Genomic DNA, 19,163 nt, shown 5'->3' with positions numbered 1-19,163 from the left:
ACCATTGCGCCCACTTACCCGCCCTTTTATGCCTGCAGCGCTGCCGTACCCTTCCCGTTCCAGTAGCACCAATTTCCCTGCTTTTAATGCTAAACGGGGGCCGGCTGCCGCTAGACGCACCCGCTCGGCAGCCTGGCTGCTCACGCTGCTCCTGCTGCTAAGTGGTGCGGCCACCACGGCTTTAGCGCAGGGCAACCCGCCCCCGGAGTGCGCGGCCGATGAGAAGTTTGCCAACACCTGGTACTTCGGCTTCAAGGCGGGGCTCAACCTCAATCAGGCCTCGGCCGACTCCCTGCCCAAGGTGCTCACCAATGGCGCAATGGATGCCCCGGCTGGTTCGGGAGTGATGTCGGACAAGGATGGTAACATCTTGTTTTACAGCAACGGCCGAACTGTTTGGAACGGCAACGGAACCGTGATGACCAACGGCCGGGGGCTGGCCGGCGACAGCACCACTACCGACGGCCCCCTGCCCCTCAAAATGCCGGGCCTGGTGATGCCGGGCCAACCAACGCGCTACCTGCTCTTCACCTTGAACAGTACCGTGGGCCTGAGCTACTCGGAAATCCAGATTCCGGCTGGTGGCGGTTCGGGCACTGTCATACTTGCCACCAAAAACACCCCATTGGCCCGCGGCACGGCGGAAAAGTTAACGGCCGTATTTCATAAGAACGGCTGTGACATCTGGGTCATCACCCACGGCTGGGGCGCGGCCAAGAGCGGCAACGACAACCGCGGCGATGCTTTTCTGGCCTACCGCGTGCGGCAATCCGCTGGCTACACAGGTCCAATCGTAATCGACGCGCCGATTGTTTCGACCGTCGGCAGCCTGCACGCGCCGAGCGAGGCTGCCCTAGGCTACAAAGGCCAGATGAAAATAACCCCCGACGGCCGGCGGCTGGCCCTGGCCCGCTACAGCGAAGTGCTGGGCGACAACAGCAGTACCGTCGAGCTTTTCGGGTTTGATACCGGCACGGGCGATGTGAGCGTCAACCCGCAGGTTCCGTTTATCGTGGACAGTGGCGAGGGGAAATATTACGGGGTGGGGTTTTCGGCTGGCGGCTACCTCTACGCCACGGTTATGAACCCACCCAAGCTGCTGCAATTCGACAGCACCAGCACTGGGCCGGTTGTTAAGCGCGACATTCCGCTCAACCAGACCGCACCCGCCGACCTGGGCGCGCTGCAGGCCGGTCCTGATGGCCGGATTTACGTGGCCCGTAATAACCAGCCCGCCCTAGGTTTCATTGCCTACCCCGACTCGCTGGGCGCGGCCATTGGCTACGCCGACGACAGCCTGCAGCTGGGAGGCCGCTTGAGTGGCCTGGGTCTGGTCAATTTCAACCAGAGCTCCCTGCTGCGCGTGGGCCCTTCGTTTGAGATAGTAGGCTGTCGAGAAATAAAATTCACGGCCCCGCCCATTGATTTTGCTCCGGTGACCTACACTTGGACATTTGGCAATGGTAATACTTTCATTGGGAAAAACCCTCCTTCTCAGATTTTCACGGCCGACGTTAGAACGCATACCGTGAAGCTACTCATATCGACCGAATGCTTTTGCCGCGAAAGCTCAGGCACCGTCCAGATACCAAACCTGCCTGTACCGGGTAGTATTGCTGCATCCCCGACGGTGTGCGCTGGACAAATGCCAGCCCTTATTACAAGCACCAGAAATGCTTCTAGCGATGCTGGCTTGCCGCTCGTTTACCAGTGGCAAATTCTGAGAAATGGCAATTGGCAGAACGCGCCAGGCGTTTCCACCGGACCCACCTACCAGCCACCAACTTCACAGACGCCCGGCCCGACCTCTTTCCGGCGGCGGGCTCAGCTGCTGCTTCCTAACGGGTCGGGGCCTTATTGTACCCCCGATTTCACAGACCCGGTAATAATCACAGTTCTCCCCCTTACAACCCCCACGGTGAGCTTGGCGGCGCCGCCCGTGCAGTGCCCCGGCACGAACCTGAACTTCACAGCCGTGACTACTAATGTCGGCACTACCCCAACATTCCGCTGGTTCGTAAACAACGTGGCGGTGGCTGCCACCGGCCGCACTTTCAGCAGCAACACGCTGGTGACTGGCGACCGGGTACGGGTGGAAGTAACGGCTACGGCGGGAACGTGCAGCACCGGGCCGGCCTCAGCTACCGCCACGGTGACGCGCACGGTGGTGCCGCCACCCACGCTCACTATCGCCGTGCAGCCGCGCGGCCCGGTTTGCTTGGGCACACTGCTTACATTCAGCATCGACAACGTGACCAACGCTGGCCAAGCTCGCCAGTACCAATGGCAAGTAGACGGTGTCGACGTAGTGGGAAAAACAGGCAGAACTTTCACCAGCGCGTTACTACGTAACGGCCAGACCGTGACGCTACGCCTGCGCACGACCAACGTGTGCGGCCAGTCGGTGACGGTGGTTTCCAATGGGGTACGTGTGCAGATTCAACAGCCAGTAACCCCCACGGTGACCTTGGCACCGCCGCCCGTGCAGTGCCCCGGCACGCCGCTGACCTTCACGGCCGTGCCCACTAATGCCGGGGCCACGCCCACGTTCCGCTGGTTTGTTAATAACGTGGCGGCAACGGCCACCGGGGCTACTTTCAGCAGCAGTACGCTGGTTTCCGGCGACCGGGTGCGGGTGGAGGTAACGGCTGCGGCGGGAACGTGCAGCACGGGCCCGGCCTCGGCCACCGTGACGGTGACGCGCACGGCCACGCCGCTGCCCACGCTGACCATTGCCGTGCAGCCGGCCGGCCCGGTTTGTCCGGGCGAGCCACTCACCTTCAGCATCGCCAATGTTACTAATGAAGGCCCGGCGCCTGCCTACCAGTGGCTGGTGAACGGCAATAACGCGTCCGGAGCTGGAACAACCACGCCGGTTTTCACCAGCACCACGTTGCGCGACGGCCAGACCGTGACCCTGCGCCTGCGCACCACCAACGTGTGCGGCCAGCCGGTTACGGTGGTTTCCAATGGTATCGTGGTGCGCATCAGCCCGCCGGCCGATGTGGACGCCGGGCCGGATAAGGAGATTCTGGCCGGCACTTCGGTAACGCTGGAAGGCCGCGTTGAAGGCCCCTACCCCGTGACGTGGACGCCGGCCACGGGGCTGGCTTTTCCGGGCGACTCGCTACGGCCCGTGGCCTCGCCCCTCGTGACCACGACCTATACCCTCTCGGCCGGGACCGGTGGCTGCGCCGACTCCGACCAGGTGACGGTGACGGTGCGGCCGGCCATTCGCATTCCCAACGCCTTCACCCCCAACGGCGACGGACGCGACGACACCTGGCAGATTGAGTTTATTGAGCAATACCCCAACAATACGGTCACCGTGTTCAACCGCTGGGGCAACAAGGTTTTCTCGGCCGACAACTACAGCCGGTCCAACGAGTGGCGCGGCCAAATCAACGGCCAGCCGGCGCCGGTGGGCACTTATTACTACGTCGTCGTCACGCGGGGGCCTTTGGGCAAATCCTACAGCGGCTCGCTGACGGTTTTGTATTAAACGAATCTCCGTTCAGCCAAAAACCCTGCTTCTTCAATAGAGAAATAAGCCACCTACCGCTATGAAAAGAGCATTATCACTGCTGCTACTGCCGTTGCTGCTGCTGGCTGGGGCGCCGGCCAGGGCCCAGCAGCAGGCGCAGTACAGCCAGTACATGAACAACAACTACCTCCTAAACCCCGGCACGACGGGCGTGGAGGACTACATCGACGTCAAGTTCAGCTACCGGACCCAATGGACGGGCTTGGAAGGGGCGCCCAAAACCTACTACGCCAGCATTAATTCCTCGCTGGGCAAGTGGCGCAGCACGGCCAAACGCACCATTCGGGACCGGCGCCGGCCGTTTCACGCCCTGGGCGGCCTCGTGTACAACGACGTGACCGGGCCCACGAGCCGCGCCGGCGCATACGTTTCCTACGCCTACAACCTGGTGCTGACGCCCGACCTGCGGCTGGCATTGGGCATGTCGGCCGGCATGCAGCAGTTTGCCGTGGATGGGCAGCAGCTGCGCTTTTTCGACCCCACAACCGTGGCCCCCAGTGCCTCCTCACGGGTTTTGGATGGCACGGTGGGGGCCTGGCTCTACAGCTCGAAGTTCTACGTGGGCCTGTCGGGGGCGCAGCTGCTGGGCAACCAGCTCAATTTCTCCTACGGGGCCAACCAGCTGGGTGAGGGCGCACCCGGCAACAAGCTAAATCGCCACTACTTCGCCACGGCCGGCGTGCGGCTGCCCCTCAGCGACGACTGGTCGCTGGTGCCCTCGGTGCTGGTAAAGGCCGTGAGCCCGGCTCCGCTTTCGGTCGATGTCAACGCCAAGCTCAAGTACCAGGACCTGCTGTGGGCGGGCGTCTCGTGGCGGGCCTTCGACTCGGCCGTGGCCATGGTGGGCCTCAGCTACGAGCAGTACACGCTGGGCTATTCCTACGACGCGGGCCTCTCCGAGCTGGCTGGCTACAACGGCGGCAGCCACGAAATACTGGTAGGCCTGCGGCTCAAGAAAAAAGCCCAGGTGGTGTGCACCAATCGGTTTTGGTAAGCTGCTAATCAGAGCAGTTTCCAGGTTAGTGTACAGTTTTATAGAGAATAGACTTGTTCCTAAATACAAAAAAAGTATAAAATCGACGGTCATGCTGAGCGCAGCCGAAGCATCTCTACCGCGCAACTAATCCAATCGACTCAACGAAGCGGTAGAGATGCTTCGGCTGCGCTCAGCATGACTCGCTTTTTTCATTTCTGCTTATTCGGGAACAAGTCTAATGAAAAATCAAAGGTCTGACCGTAAAATTTTTAATTATTCATTTTTAATTCTGTTCATAGCGGCGGAAACTGCTCTAGCCGCATCCACTACTGTACCGCCGGCCACTCCACCGGCACCAGCTTACGCAGAGCCAGCGCATTGCTGATGCTGCGGCCCGCAGAGTACGCCACCCACAGCGCCAGAAAGCCCGTCACCAGCCAGGAAGCCCGGCCGCGCCTGCCCCACGCTTCAAGCCAGCGCCCCAGTTTCCAGAGCGCCAGTAGCGTCGCGGGCCCAAAAAGCACGCTGGCGTACCGTTCGGCATCGTAGAGGCCAGCGGCACTGCGGGTAAACGTGGTGGAAACCAGCAGCATCGTTAGGAAGACCAGCGTGGCCATCCACAAAACCCGTAAAAAGCGGTGCGGCTCCGGCAGCTCAGTTCGCCGAAGACCCGCGTCGGCCGTTGCCAGCCGCGCGGCGCGCGGCCAAAGCAGCGCCAGCAGCCCAAGCAGCACCAGTGCCCAAACCCACGACAGCTCGGGGCGCCAGGTGGCGCGCACCGGCAGCAGCCAGCGGCTGAGCACGAACCCGTAATCGGCCGCTGAGCTCACGAACTGCGGCCAGCCCCGGTTGAGACGGTAGACGCTGGGAGCCGCCAGCAGCAGCGCGTAGACGTGCCACGCAACGCCTCCTAACACGGCCAGCCAGGCGTGCCCGGCCACCGGCAGCAGGCGCTTCCAGCCCCCCGCCCGGCGCGTCAGCAACAGAGCCAAGGCCGTACCCGCCAGCAAGAAAAACCCGGCCGTGCGCTGCAAAGGCAGTAAAAAACCCAAGGCCGTAGCCAGCCACCACCACCGTGCCTCTCCCAGCCGCAGCCAGCGAAACAGCGCCCCCGCGTACCCCGCGAATAAGGCCAGAAACACCGTTTCGCCCCATACAAACTTGCTCACCACCAGCCACGGCGTACCGAAAGCCAGCAGCCAGGGCAACACCAGCGCCAACGCCCCCGGCAGCAGCCGGCGGCCCAACCGGCTCCAGGCCAGCAGACTAATTACCAGCGCCGCGCCGTGCAGCAGCCGCAGCGCCCCCAGGCTGCCGCTCAGCGCCACCAGCACCGGGTACAGGGGCGGCCAGTATCGGTAGGCCGAGCCGTCGGGGTGTAACAGGTGGCCGGCCGCCCGCAGCGTACCGGCCGCGTGCAGGTAGTAGCCCGAGTCGGCGGTGCCGGCCAGGCCCGGCCCGGTGGCCAGCGCAAACAAGGCCAGCTGAACCAGCCCCGCCAGCGCTACCGACCAGCCCCACCACCGCGCCCCGCGTGGATTCTCGGGTGCAGGCCGCACCACTTAGCCGATGGTGGCCGTGGGCACGATTTTCTTCACCAGCCCCTGCAATACTTTGCCGGGGCCGCACTCCACAAATTCGTTGGCGCCGTCGGCCGCCATTTGCTGCACGGCCTGGGTCCAGCGTACGGGAGCGGTGAGTTGGCGCAGCAGGTTGGCTTTGATTTCGGCCGGCGCGGCGTGTGGTAGCGCGTCCACGTTCTGGTACACCGGGCAGCGGGCTTCGCTGAAAGTGGTTTTTTCGATGGCCTCGGCCAGGGCGGCGGCGGCGCTCTGCATGAGGGGCGAATGGAAGGCGCCGCCCACCGGCAGCGGCAGGGCGCGCTTGGCGCCGGCCGCTTTCAGGGCTTCACAGGCCGCAGCCACCCCGGCCGCCGACCCGGAAATAACCAGCTGGCCGGGGCAGTTGTAATTGGCGGCTACCACCACATCGCCGGCCGCCGTAATTTCCTGGCAGATGCGCTCCACCGTGGCATCATCGAGCCCGAGAATGGCGGCCATTGTGCCGGGCTGCTCCTCGCAGGCGGCCTGCATGGCCTGAGCGCGGCGGGCCACCAGCGCCAGGGCATCTTCGAAGCGCAACACACCCGCGGCCACCAGCGCCGAAAATTCGCCTAGCGAATGGCCGGCCGTCATGGCGGGTCGCAGCTCGGGGTGGGCCACAAACTGGGCCACCGAATGCACGAAAATGGCGGGCTGGGTTACGTCGGTTCGCCGTAGGTCAGCATCCGAGCCGCTGAACATGATATCCGTCAGGCTAAAGCCCAGGATATCGTTGGCCTGGGTGAGCAGGGCGCGGGCGTCGAGACTTTGCTCGAACAGCTCGCGGGCCATACCCGGAAACTGACTCCCCTGACCGGGAAAAAGGATGGCTGTTTGGAGAGAATCGGAGGAAGTGGAAGGGTTCACGAGCGGGCTTGGGGATGAGTTGTTTGTTAAGCGGTGGCCCAAAAGTAACCGAAGTAGAGAACGGTCATGCTGAGCTTGTCGAAGCCTCTCTACCGCACCGTTGAAACTGTCCAACGGTGCGGTAGAGAGGCTTCGACAAGCTCAGCATGACAACTTTTTGCTTCGGTTACTCTACATTAAGTACTTAAAGTGGCTCAGCATCCGGCCAGCCACCGCGCCAATTATGGGCGCAAGCTGCACATAAACTACCCAACGGCCCAATTCAAAACTGAAAGAGGCCGCTCCATTGGGGCGGCCTCTTTCAGTTTTGCAGTTGGTAGTCAGCGGCCTAGCGCCGTACTTCCACCCAGCCCTTGTAAGTACGCTTGGTATTGGCAAAGTCTGCAAACTCCACCTCCGCCAGGTAGTAGTAGATGCCGTCCGACACCTTGGAGGCGTTGCCGTTGCCGGACTCGCCGGCCGGCCCGCCCCCGTCCCAGTTGATGAGAATCCGGTCATCGGAAGTAGTCACGTTCTCGAACACCTTCACGCCCCAGCGATTGAACGCCTGGTAGCGAATCCGGCGCACCGGGCTGTGGTTTTTGGGCCGGAACACTTCGTTTTGCCCATCGCCGTTGGGCGTGAAGATGTTGGGCAGGCGGAAGAACACGCAATTATCCTGGCAAGCAATGTTGCTCGTGTCGCTCACTGCACCGCTTGGGGCTACGGCCTGCACGGCATAGCAGCCCCCGTTAAACTCCAGGTTGGTGTGGAGGTAGCTGGTTTGCGTGGTGGTGGCCAGCAGCGTGAACGGGCCCGTGGGCGTAGGCCGGTAGTAAAGCAGGTAGTTGGCAATGTTGGTGTCGCAGCCGGGGGGCAGCGCGCTCAGCGTCCAGCTCAGGCGGTTGGTGTAGCGCTCGTCCTGGCGCGGGAACTCCGGCAGCGCCGCCAGACTGTCGCAGTTGGTCACCGCCAGCTTCAGCACCGGAATACAGGGCGGCGTGGTCAGCACCACGCACTGCACCTGGCTGCGATTGAGCAAGGAATTCAGGTACGGAATACCGATATAGAGTCCGTCGGTTTGCACGTAGTAGCAGTAGGTTTGGTCCTTGCGCAGGGCCGGGTCGGCGTCCAGGTACGTGCCGCCGGTGGCCGTGGTGGGCGCCGTAGCAAGCTGCACCAACGGCCCGGTGGTGCCGGTGCGCCGGAAAATCCGGGCTGGCCGGGTGGTATTATCCCACGGCACGTTATAGGTCCAGCTCACCGCGATGGCCGTGGCTTGCTGGTTGGCGGGCACGGCGCGCACACGCACGCTGCTGGCCGGCTGCGCCACTTCCCGAATGGGCGCCCGGTTGTCGGCGGGCGGGAAGGTGCGTACAAACTCCAGCTGGTAGGTGTATTGCAGTGCCTCGGTGTTGAGGCCGGTATCGGTGTAGCAGGTATCGGCCAGCGTGGTGATGGTGGCGATGGGCGTGAAGGCCGTGGGGTTCAGGCCCTCGGCGCGCGACAGCACGTAGCTGGGCGTGCCGTCGAGGCCGCCGCCAGTGCCCTGCCGAGGCTGCGTCCAGCACACGCCAATGCGGCCATCGGCCGTACCGGTGTTCTCCACGTCTACCTTAATCAAGCGCACGGGGCTGCCGGGGAAGGTGGCGCAGGTTTCCTGCGAAGCAATGCTGGCACCACCAGCCGGCAGCGGAAACTCGGCATAGATGCGGTAGCAGTAGGTCTGGCCCCGGTCAAGCCCCCGCACGTTGCCGTTGGCATCCACGTTTCTATCCAGGAAAGAGGTTTCGGTGGCGGCCACGTTCCCCACCAGCGTGTAGCCCGCCGAGGCCGGAATGCGGGTTTCGCAGTCGCCGGGCTCCCACGTCGAAGGGTTCACCTTCCGGTAGATGAAAATGCGCGAGGCGTTGGCGCACTGGTACTGGTTCCAGTTGAGCTGTACGCGGTTGGGGTCGGTGCCAGCGCCGACGATGGGCGTAGCCGTCAGGTTTTGCGGCGCCGGCCCGATAACCGTAATACGCCAGGTTTTCTGGTCAATCAGCGGCGGGTTGGTCGGCGATATCGGGCTGGGCGTATCCTGAGCCTTGAAAACCACCAGATACGGCAGGTCCGCCACGTTGCTGCACTCGGTTTGCCAAAAGAAGGTGCCACGGGCAGTGGGCGGCCCCTTAGCCGTTTGGGTGAAGGTAGCCGGTGGGATAATGCCCGAAAAAGCGAACAAATCAATGGCCGTCTGCGGGCTCGACGGCGACGAGCCATCCACGGCCGAAACCTGGCCGGTTACGCTCTGCCCGGCAATCACGCAAATATCCTCCGGAATGGTAATCGTAGGCCGTATGTTGGGCGTGCCGGCCACGATAATCTGCATATCCCGGATAACCTCCCCAATCTTTCGAAACCCGCCGGGAGTGCGGCGGTACTCCTCCACCACCATGGCCACGTTGTAGAAGCCCACGGTGTTGGGCGCGTTCCAGGTAATCTGCCCGGTATTAATGTCCTGCACGAAAATGGCCGGAGCGCCGGGCACTCCTTGCGGGCGGCCATCGTAGGCCACCTGCACAGGCCGGTTGCTACCGCTAATAGATGGGTCGTTGGGGTAGCGGAAGTTGGGGACAATCGTCGGAAGCGGCCGGTTGGTGCCGGTGCCGGTGCAGGGCGAGCCTACCACATCCCCAATGGCCAGGGCTACGCGCTGGCTCTCCTTCAGCTTGAAAGCCAGTGAGTCTCCATCGGCATCGAATGCGGCGGGGTTGTGCAGAAACACCTGGCCCACGCCCGCTTTGTCAATGGCCGGAGCCGTGAGCACGGGCGAACGGTTACCCCGCAGAGTGGGGTCCAGATTAATGGTTGTACTGATGTAAAAGGACTGGTCATCAGACCGGTCCATATTTAAAACGCCCCGATTGCGGTTTTCACCAATGAAGCTGACGATGAAGCTGCCCGAAGAGGGAAACTCGTGCTCAAATAAATAGACGTTGAGGCTGGTATCGGGATTGCCGGGAATAGGCTGCTCTCCTCCTACCCGTGGCACACCATCAAGACAGCTGGAAGTGCCATCCCCGAAGAATATAGTAGCGGTGGGCTGTTTTACACAAGATGTACAGTTATCAGTGTAAAGCACCATCCTAAAAGAGACGAGGCGCGGGTTCGTAGCGTCCACCGTGGCCTGAATGTCGCCCGCCCGGATGTGAGATGCCCACGCCGCCTGCGGCAGGGCGCCCAGGCCCACGGCCAGCAGTAGCACAAGCAGCACCAGCCGCGGCAGTGCCCAGACCCGAAGTAGAAATTTTTGTAGCATACCGGCTAAATAGAGAAGGGAAAGTAGGACGTGTTACTAGTGCTTGCAACACCAGTCATCAAAGGGCCCGAAAACCCAACATTTGCCGGGCCCAATGGGTTATTCCTGCAATAACGTGCCTGAACGAGCAAACGATGTTCGTCGCGGATAGATTCACCACCGCAGGCCAGGTTTATTTCAGACCAAGGCCCTGGCAGGCAAGAATCGCGCCTTTGCGTTGTTCGGGTAGCGGGCGGGGCCTACCTTTGGGTGCTATAAACATACCTCTTCACTTCCCCAGTTTGGCTACTTTATGAGTTGGATAACAAAAACTTTAACCAGCAGCATCGGCCGGAAGCTCATAATGTCCATTACGGGCCTGTTTCTGTGCACGTTCCTGGTGGTGCATCTGGTCGGCAACCTGCAGTTATTCAAGCACGACGGGGGCGCAGCCTTCAATGCCTACTCCCATTTCATGGGCACCAACCCCATCATCCGTACCATTGAGTGGGGCCTGGTGCTGGGCTTCGGCTTTCACATCTACGAGGCGTTTGCCCTCACGCGCCGCAACAAAGCGGCCCGCGGCAAGGGTTACGCGCAATGGAAAGCCGAGCAGAACAGCGAGTGGACGTCCCGCAACATGGGCATCCTGGGCACCATCATCCTGATTTTCCTCATCGTGCACCTCTACAACTTTTTCTGGCGCGCCCGCTTCGCCGGCGACCTTGGCAAAATGGGCGGTGCCGATGTCACTACCGCCGATTACGATAATCTGTACCTGGCCGTAACCTCCTCGTTTCAGCTCTGGTGGTACGTGCTGCTCTACGTGGCCGCGCAAATCAGCCTGGGCTACCACCTGTGGCACGGCTTCAGCTCGGGCTTTCAGACCCTGGGCCTGAACCATCGCAAATACATGTCGCTTATCAAGTACGCGGGCTATGTCTTTTCGGTAGTTGTAGCCGCCGGCTTTGCCTCGATGCCCCTTTATTTCTTCCTGTTCACCAACGAGCGGGGTGAAGTGGTTTCGAACGCTTCCTCCCTGATTCAAAGCGTGGCCTCGGCGTTTTAAATAGTTCGGATTACGCCCCGTAGAATATTGGCCTCCGGCGCAACACCTGCGCCCGTTGGCTGTTCTACAGGTCACCAGTCACACCCTCACTCCGTTTCTCTATGCTGTTGGATTCCAAAATCCCCGAAGGCCCCCTTGCCGAAAAATGGGAAAAGCACAAGTTCAACGTTAAGCTTGTGAACCCCGCCAACAAGCGGAAATACGATGTGATTGTGGTGGGTACCGGCTTGGCCGGCTCTTCCGCCGCCGCTTCGCTGGCCGAGTTGGGCTACAACGTAAAAGCCTTCACCTACCACGATTCGCCCCGCCGCGCGCACTCCATCGCCGCGCAGGGTGGCATCAACGCCGCTAAAAACTACCAGAACGACGGCGACTCCGTGTTCCGCCTCTTCTATGACACCGTGAAGGGTGGCGACTACCGCGCCCGCGAAGCCAACGTGTACCGTCTGGCCCAAGTATCGGTCAATATTATTGACCAGTGCGTGGCCCAGGGCGTGCCTTTTGCTCGCGAATACGGCGGCCTGCTGGCCAACCGCTCGTTTGGCGGGGCCCAGGTAAGCCGAACCTTCTACGCCCGCGGACAAACCGGACAGCAGCTGTTGCTGGGTGCCTACTCGGCGCTGAGCCGGCAGATTGCCTATGGCAAAGTGAAGCTCTACACCCGTTCGGAAATGCTTGATTTGGTGATGGTGGACGGCGTGGCCCGTGGCATCGTGACCCGCAACGTCATCACCGGCGAGATTGAGAACCACGCCGCGCACGCCGTGGTTTTGGCCACTGGCGGCTACGGCAACGTGTTCTACCTGAGCACCAACGCCAAGCTGTGCAACGTGACGGCCGCGTGGCGCGCCCACAAAAAAGGCGCCTACTTCGCCAACCCCTGCTTCACCCAGATTCACCCCACCTGCATTCCCGTTAGCGGCGACTACCAGTCGAAACTGACACTCATGTCGGAGTCGCTCCGCAACGACGGCCGCGTGTGGGTGCCCAAAACCGTGGAAACGGCCGAGCGCCTGCGTAATCGCGAGATTAAAGCCGTGGACATCGCCGAAGGCGACCGGGATTACTTCCTGGAGCGCAAGTACCCGGCCTTTGGCAACCTCGTGCCACGCGACGTGGCTTCGCGCAACGCCAAGCAGATGTGCGATGAGGGGCGCGGCGTGGGCAGCACCGGCCTGGCCGTGTACCTTGATTTTGCCGAAATCATCCAGCGCATCGGGGCCGACGGCGTGAGCCAGAAGTACGGCAACCTGTTCGCCATGTACGAGAAAATCACTGGCGAAGACCCCTACAAAATGCCCATGCGCATTTACCCGGCGGTGCACTACACCATGGGCGGCCTGTGGGTTGATTACAACCTGCAAACCACCATCCCGGGCCTTTACGCCACGGGCGAGTGCAACTTCTCGGACCACGGCGCCAACCGCCTCGGTGCTTCGGCCCTGATGCAGGGCTTGGCCGACGGTTACTTCGTAATTCCTTACACTATTGGCGATTACCTGGCCCAAACCGCTCCTAAGCCGGTGGACACCCAGCACCCCGCCTTTGCCGAAGCCAAGGCCGGTGTGCAGGCCCGTACCGAGCAGCTGCTTGCCATCAAAGGCAACCGCACGCCCGACCAGTTCCACAAGGCGCTGGGCCACATCATGTGGGAATATTGCGGCATGGCCCGCAACGCTGAAGGCCTGCGTTTCGCTAAAGCCGAAATCCAGAAGCTGCGCACGGAGTTCTGGAGCGACGTGAAAGTGGTAGGCACCGGCGAAGAGCTGAACCAAACTCTGGAAAAAGCCGGCCGCGTGGCCGACTTCCTGGAGTTGGGCGAGCTGATGATTGACGACGCACTGGCCCGCAACGAAAGCTGCGGTGGTCACTTCCGCGAGGAATACCAGACCCCCGAGGGCGAGGCCCTGCGCGACGACGAAAACTTCGCCTACGTATCGGCTTGGGAATATCAGGGCGAGAACCAGCCCGAAAAGCTCAACAAAGAAGAATTAACGTTTGAAAACGTAAAGCTGACCCAGCGCAGCTACAAATAGAAATCAATTAAAAATTGAGAATTAAAAATTAAAAATGGGGTTACCCATTTGCATACAGGCTCAATTTTTAATTCTCAATTTTTAATTTTTAATTAAAGAAAAACATGGCCGGCTCCAATCCCAACGCCAAACCGATGAACCTGACCCTGAACGTGTGGCGCCAAGCAGGCCGCAACACCGAAGGCAAGATTGTGGAGTATAAAGTGAAGGATATTTCGCCCGAAATGTCTTTCCTGGAAATGCTCGACGTGCTGAATGAGGACCTGCTGCATGCCGGCCAGGACCCGGTGGCATTCGACCACGACTGCCGCGAAGGCATTTGCGGCTCGTGCGACCTGTTCATCAACGGCCGCAGCCACGGGCCGGAAAAGGGTACCACGAGTTGCCAGCTGCACATGCGCAAGTTTTCGGACGGCGATACCATCACCATCGAGCCATGGCGGGCTAATGCTTTCCCGATAAACAAAGACTTGAGCGTGGACCGCTCGGCGTTCGACCGCATTATTCAGGCCGGGGGCTACGTGAGCGTGAACACCGGCGGCGTACCAGACGGCAACGACACTGCCATTCCTAAGGAAATTGCTGACCGCGCTTTCGAGGCCGCTACCTGCATTGGTTGCGGGGCCTGCGTGGCCGCTTGCAAAAATGCTTCGGCCATGCTGTTTGTTTCGGCCAAGGTGTCGCAGCTGGCGCTGTTGCCCCAGGGTGGAGCCGAGCGTAAAACCCGTGTGGAGAACATGGTGGCCCAGATGGACATCGAAGGTTTTGGCGCCTGCTCCAACATCGGTTCCTGCGCCGCAGAGTGCCCGGTGGGCATTTCGCTGGAAAACATTGCAATGCTGAACCGCGAATTTCTGGTGGCCAAGGCTACTTCGAACAGCTTGGCATAAGCACCTGTTTGTTATCAAAAAAGGCGCGACGGTTAATTCCGTTGCGCCTTTTTTATTGCCTACAGACAGGCGAAGACAGGGGCTAAATTTATAGATGGTCGCTGCCCACTTCGCTTCATTTCGAATGCGCCGCGAAACCTCGCCCCCTCTTTCTGGTTGTCTGAGTGATTACTCATTCCCAGCTTCCTGTTTTGATAACCCTCCTCGTCGGTACGAACCGGCCCAGCTCCCGCGCCCGCCGCATTGCCAACTACTACCAAAATTTGCTCACCGAGCTAAACGCGGAAAGTCAAATTCTTGACCTGGCCGAGCTGCCAGACAACTTTACTACTTCAGCACTGTACGCCAACGCGGGCACCAACCCGGCATTCAACCGCTTGGCAGACTTGCTGAATGCCGGCAACAAGCTGGTAATTATCACACCGGAGTACAACGGCTCCTTTCCGGGCGTATTGAAGGCTTTTATTGATGGCTTGCCGTATCCGGGAGGACTGCGCGAAAAGAAAACGGCGCTGATTGGCCTCAGCAATGGCGGCCAGGGCGGCATGCTAGCGATGACGCACCTCACCGACATCCTCATGTACCTCGGCTCAATTGTGCTGCCCCAACGCGTGCGCCTGCCCTTCATCGGTCAGGACCTTAATCAGGAAGACAGCCTGAACCATGACCTTTCCCGTCAGCTTTTGCGCGAGCAAGCCGAGGCTTTACTGGCATTTTAGCTGCCCTACCCCAGCGCCTCGTTTGTGTAGCCAGCGCTAGGCACCCACTTCAGCCGCTGCCCGGCGTTGCGCTATTCGCCTGAATATTGGGCGTAACACAAAATAGAGCAGCGCCACTATTGGAACTGAGCCCAGCAGCCAAATGGCCATGGCGCCTACTTCGGCCCGCCATAGGAGCTGCAAGGCTGCCTGCCAATCGGTGGCGAACAGGTGCCGGATATGGGACACAGTCAGTTCGTTTTCCGTCGTATTGTCCATGAGGCGTGCGCCCAGCCGTAGCAGCGGGATGATGATGAGTAGCTGCAGGGGCGTCATCATGTGGCTCACGAATTGCAGCGCCGCTACGTTCAGGCGCAGCCGCACCGCTACCAGCGCCGCCACCGTGGTAATGGCACCCATAAACGGAATGGCGCCAATTGAAACCCCCAATGCCACCGTCAGGGCCAGCTGCTCCGGCGACAGGCCCTGGCGCAGGATGCTCAGTATCGGGTTGAGCAGACGGCGACGCAGCCAGCCCGCCGGGGGCGCGGCCGGAGCCGGGGTAGTTTCGGTAGCAGGCGGAACGGGCGGTGTGGGCATGGGCGGGGCCGGAGCCGGGGCCCCGTATCTTCGCTGGATGCGGCCAGCCAACGCACGATGCTTGGCAGGGCCGCTCCGGCTTTTTTGCTGATGACAAAAGTAATCCCGCCCGCGGAGTTGCCCGGCCCCTGGTGGCGCGAACTCCCGATTTTGCTGCACCGCGCCGGCCGCGAGCTGGGTGCCAACGACCCGCTTCGGCTGGGTGCGGCCACGGCTTTTTTCACCTCCTTCGCGCTGCCGCCTATTCTCATTATCCTGATTCAGGTGCTGAGCTCGCTCTATCCGGCCTCGCTGGTGCGGATGATGCTGCTGGCCAAAATCAGCGATGTGGTGGGGGCGTCGGGGGCCGGACTGGTGGCCCAGATTGTGCAAAATGTGGCCGACCCGCAGCGCAGCCGCCTCGTTACCTGGGTCGGGTTTGCCTTTCTGCTTTTTGTGGCCACCACCCTGTTCACCATCATTCAGCATTCTCTGAATCAGCTGTGGCAAATCCGGCCGCAGCGCGGCACGGGGAAGTTCTCGCAGGCCCTGCGCGAGCGGTTGCGCTCGGGGGGGATTTTGCTGGCCACGGCGCTGCTTTCGCTACTGGCCTTTGCCGCCGATGCCGCCCTGGGGCTCTTTGCCAGCGCCATTCAGGACTTCGATGCTACGTTCGTTTACTACCTCGTGCGGGTTCTGAATTCTGTTATAGGCTGGCTGATTCTGGCCGTGTGGTTCGGGGTTACCTTTCGCACGCTGAGTCTGGCCAGGGTGCCGTGGCGGGCGGTCACGCGCGGGGCGGCCCTCACGGCGCTGCTCATCAGCCTGGGCAAGGTGGTGCTGGGGGCGCTGCTGGTAGCCCGCGACCTGGGGCCGGTGTACGGGCCGGCGTCGAGCCTGGTGCTGGTACTGCTGTTTGTATTCTACTCGGCCATGATTTTTTACTTCGGCGCCGCCTTCACCAAAGCATACGCCCACCGCATCGGGCTGGACATCCGCCCCAAAAAAACAGCCGTGCGCTACCGCCTGGTAAACGTGGCCGAAGGCGAAACCGGCTACTGATAATTTCCGGGGCTGCGTTGGCCTTGCGGCATCCGTTACCTTTGTACGGTGCAAACTCCTGATTCATCCGCCGCTGGGACCGTTCCCCAGGCTGCCGCCGCAGCCAAAGCCGACCTCCAATTTTCTGATTTCGCCCTCTCCCCGGCTTTGCTGGCGGGCGTAGCCGAGCTGAATTTCATCCGGCCCACGCCGGTGCAGCAGCTGGTGCTGGCCCCTGCCCTCGAAGGCCAGGACGTGGCTGGGCAAGCCCCCACCGGCTCGGGCAAAACCGCTGCCTACGGCCTGGCCGTGCTGCAGCAGGTCGACGTGACGTCGGCTACCATGCAGGCGCTGGTGCTGGTGCCCGCCCGCGAACTGGTGATGCAGGTGCGCGACGCCCTCAAAAGCCTTGGCAAGCACATGCCCAACCTGCGCGTGGCCGGCTACTACGGCGGCCATGCCATGCGCGAAGAAGTGAAGGGCCTGCAACAGATGCCACACGTAGTAGTGGCCACGCCCGGCCGCATGCTCGACCACCTGGAGCGCCGCACCATTGTGCCCAACCGCCTGAAAGTGCTGGTGCTGGACGAAGCCGACAAGCTCCTGGACCTGGGCTTTCAGGAGGAAATGGCGACCATCGTTAGTCGCCTGCCGCAGCGCCGGCAAACGCTGCTATTCTCGGCCACAATGCCGGATAAAGTGCTGGCGCTGGTGCGTGAATACCTCACGCGGCCTCGTGTGATGAATGTGGGCGGCTCCAACGCCACTACCCTGCCCGAAAGCCTGGTGCTGCGTGGCCACGTAGTAAGCGCTGCCGACCAGAAGCCCGCCGCACTGTTCCACCTCATCACCCAGCCCGATGCTGGCCGCTCGCTGGTATTTGCCAATACCCGCGACCGGGTGGAAGAGCTGACCCGCTTTTTGAAAGGCCGCGGCTTGGCGGCCGAGGCGCTGCACGGCAAAATGCTGCAGCCTGAGCGCGACAAGTCCATGATGAAGCTGCGTAACGGCTCGGCTACCGTGCTGGTAGCTACCGACGTAGCTGCCCGCGGCCTCGACGTGAACGAGCTTGACACCGTGGTGCAGTTCGACCCGCCGCACGAAGCCGAAACCTTCCAGCACCGGGCCGGGCGCACGGCTCGGGCCGGCGCCGTGGGCACCGCCCACCTCATTGTGACGCCCTACGAGCAGCAGAAGCTGCAAAACTGGCCCTCGGCCAGCGGTGTGAAATGGGCCGGCCTGCGCCCCCCTACCCTGCCCACAGCCGCGCCAAAGCCGCCGCGCCCCAGCACCGTTACCCTCCACATTTCGGCGGGCAAACGCGAGAAAATTAGCGCCGGTGATTTGGTGGGGGCCTTTGTGAGCGTGGGCGAGCTGGAACGTGACTCCGTGGGTCGCATTGAGGTGTTTGACCACCACAGCTTCGTGGCCGTACCCGAGGCTCTGGCCGAGGAAGTGCTGGAGAAAATGCAGGGCGCCAAAGTGAAGGGCAAAAAGGTGAAAGTAGCCCTGGTTCGCTAGTGCCTGCAAGCCCGCCGGACCCGCGCCAGCTCCTTTTCATTTGCAGCCAGAACAAATGGCGTAGCTGTATAGTCCCAGGGGATGGGCAAGCAGCGTTGTGGCGTATCTTTCGGACAAACCTATGGGAAAAGTACCACATGGCTGCGCCACCACAACGCCGGCAACTCGGCGCCTTATCCAGCAAAGTACAGAAGGCGTACAAACGCTAGCCAAGCGTTTGGGTCTCACGGCCGGCACGGTGCGCAAATGGCGGCGGCGCACCAGCACGGAAGAGGCCGTGCGCGGCCCCAAACCAGCCTCCACGGTGCTCACCCCGGTTGAAGAGGCAGCTATTGTACTCTTCCGGCAGCATACGTTGCTACCGCTTGATGACTGCCTCTATGCTTTGCAGGAAACGATTCCCCACCTAAGCCGTTCGGCCCTGCATCGGTGCTTGAAACGCCAAGATATCAGTCGTTTACCCCCGGTCGACGAGCCGGCGGCAGGGGTGGGTAAAGCGAAGTTCAAGGCCTACCCACTAGGCTACCTGCACGTCGATTTTGCCGAAGTGCAAACGGAAGAGGGCAAGCAGTACCTCTTTGTTGCGATTGACCGCACCAGCAAGCTGGCCTTCGCCGAGTTGCAGCCGCAGGCCACGCAAGCCATTGCCACGGACTTTTTGCGGCGCGTCTTGCCACAGATTCCCTACAAGGTGCATAAGCTACTGACGGACAACGGTATTCAGTTTCGCAACCTGCCCCACTACACCCAAGTCGGTCGCCATCCTTTCGGGCAGCTCTGCGACGAGTGGGGCATCGAGCAGCGCTTCACCAAGCCCGCCCACCCCTGGACCAATGGCCAGGTCGAGCGCCTGAATCGCACGGTAAAGGAGGCCACGATTAAGCGCTTCCATTACGAGACGACGGCACAGTTGGACAGTCATTTGCAGACCTTTTTAGTGGCTTACAACTACGCCAAGCGGCTCAAGCGGTTGAAGGGGCTGACGCCGCACGAGTTTATTTGCGCCGAATGGCAAAAAAATCCTACTATCTTTCACCGCGACCCAACCCGCGACCCACTACCCCATACACCGGGACCATACA

General features: G+C 61.3%; 13 protein-coding genes. 9 read left to right on the top strand and 4 right to left on the bottom strand.

Annotation, left to right across the window (positions count from 1 at the left end; all coding sequences use genetic code 11):
• Positions 1 to 28 precede the first annotated feature (28 nt).
• On the top strand, positions 29 to 3,502 hold the full coding sequence (locus tag GM79_RS20705; protein ID WP_035567593.1) for a gliding motility-associated C-terminal domain-containing protein: 3,474 nt from the start codon (positions 29 to 31) through the stop codon (positions 3,500 to 3,502).
• Positions 3,503 to 3,563: 61 nt separating this feature from the next.
• Positions 3,564 to 4,538: a type IX secretion system membrane protein PorP/SprF gene (locus tag GM79_RS20700; RefSeq protein WP_035567591.1), complete on the top strand. Its 975-nt coding sequence runs from the start codon at positions 3,564 to 3,566 to the stop codon at positions 4,536 to 4,538.
• A 308-nt stretch (positions 4,539 to 4,846) separates the two neighbouring features.
• On the opposite strand, the gene GM79_RS20695 is transcribed toward GM79_RS20700, so the two are convergent.
• The 3 genes from GM79_RS20695 to GM79_RS20685 all read right to left on the bottom strand — a co-directional run bounded on the left by GM79_RS20695 (position 4,847) and on the right by GM79_RS20685 (position 10,268).
• A complete protein-coding gene (locus tag GM79_RS20695; protein ID WP_152560117.1) occupies positions 4,847 to 6,079 on the bottom strand; it encodes a hypothetical protein in 1,233 nt (410 codons plus the stop codon).
• Between the two features lie 3 nt (positions 6,080 to 6,082).
• The gene (gene fabD / locus GM79_RS20690) at positions 6,083 to 6,988 is read right to left on the bottom strand and encodes an ACP S-malonyltransferase (protein WP_262489486.1); all 906 of its coding nucleotides are present in this window, start codon (positions 6,986 to 6,988) and stop codon (positions 6,083 to 6,085) included.
• 328 nt (positions 6,989 to 7,316) lie between these two features.
• Positions 7,317 to 10,268, bottom strand: coding sequence for a gliding motility-associated C-terminal domain-containing protein (locus GM79_RS20685; protein ID WP_051719141.1), 2,952 nt, complete (start codon positions 10,266 to 10,268; stop codon positions 7,317 to 7,319).
• A gap of 343 nt (positions 10,269 to 10,611) precedes the next feature.
• Between GM79_RS20685 and GM79_RS20680 the strand changes: the two genes are divergently transcribed.
• The 4 genes from GM79_RS20680 (at position 10,612) to GM79_RS20665 (ending at position 14,961) form a co-directional block, all read left to right on the top strand.
• The gene (locus tag GM79_RS20680; RefSeq protein WP_072008687.1) at positions 10,612 to 11,316 is read left to right on the top strand and encodes a succinate dehydrogenase cytochrome b subunit; all 705 of its coding nucleotides are present in this window, start codon (positions 10,612 to 10,614) and stop codon (positions 11,314 to 11,316) included.
• 101 nt (positions 11,317 to 11,417) lie between these two features.
• Positions 11,418 to 13,352, top strand: a complete 1,935-nt coding sequence (locus GM79_RS20675; protein WP_035567587.1) for a fumarate reductase/succinate dehydrogenase flavoprotein subunit — start codon at positions 11,418 to 11,420, stop codon at positions 13,350 to 13,352.
• 134 nt (positions 13,353 to 13,486) lie between these two features.
• Positions 13,487 to 14,242 (top strand): succinate dehydrogenase/fumarate reductase iron-sulfur subunit, encoded by a 756-nt coding sequence (locus GM79_RS20670; RefSeq protein WP_035567657.1) that lies wholly within the window; start codon positions 13,487 to 13,489, stop codon positions 14,240 to 14,242.
• Positions 14,243 to 14,433: 191 nt separating this feature from the next.
• Positions 14,434 to 14,961, top strand: a complete 528-nt coding sequence (locus GM79_RS20665) for an NADPH-dependent FMN reductase (protein WP_035567585.1) — start codon at positions 14,434 to 14,436, stop codon at positions 14,959 to 14,961.
• A 36-nt stretch (positions 14,962 to 14,997) separates the two neighbouring features.
• Here the strand turns inward: GM79_RS20665 and GM79_RS20660 are convergent, their stop codons facing one another.
• Positions 14,998 to 15,540 (bottom strand): DUF2062 domain-containing protein, encoded by a 543-nt coding sequence (locus GM79_RS20660; RefSeq protein ID WP_051719140.1) that lies wholly within the window; start codon positions 15,538 to 15,540, stop codon positions 14,998 to 15,000.
• A gap of 90 nt (positions 15,541 to 15,630) precedes the next feature.
• On the opposite strand from GM79_RS20660, the gene GM79_RS20655 reads away from it, so the two are divergent.
• From GM79_RS20655 to GM79_RS20645, 3 genes are all read left to right on the top strand, one after another.
• On the top strand, positions 15,631 to 16,581 hold the full coding sequence (locus tag GM79_RS20655; RefSeq protein ID WP_051719139.1) for a YihY/virulence factor BrkB family protein: 951 nt from the start codon (positions 15,631 to 15,633) through the stop codon (positions 16,579 to 16,581).
• A gap of 48 nt (positions 16,582 to 16,629) precedes the next feature.
• A complete protein-coding gene (locus tag GM79_RS20650) occupies positions 16,630 to 18,081 on the top strand; it encodes a DEAD/DEAH box helicase (RefSeq protein WP_081867914.1) in 1,452 nt (483 codons plus the stop codon).
• 121 nt (positions 18,082 to 18,202) lie between these two features.
• Positions 18,203 to 19,163: IS481 family transposase (locus GM79_RS20645; protein WP_035567650.1), on the top strand; the 961-nt coding region annotated here is incomplete at its 3' end.

Source organism: Hymenobacter sp. IS2118 (assembly GCF_000715495.1).
GTDB lineage: Bacteria > Bacteroidota > Bacteroidia > Cytophagales > Hymenobacteraceae > Hymenobacter.
This window is presented reverse-complemented; position numbering and strand designations above follow the sequence as displayed.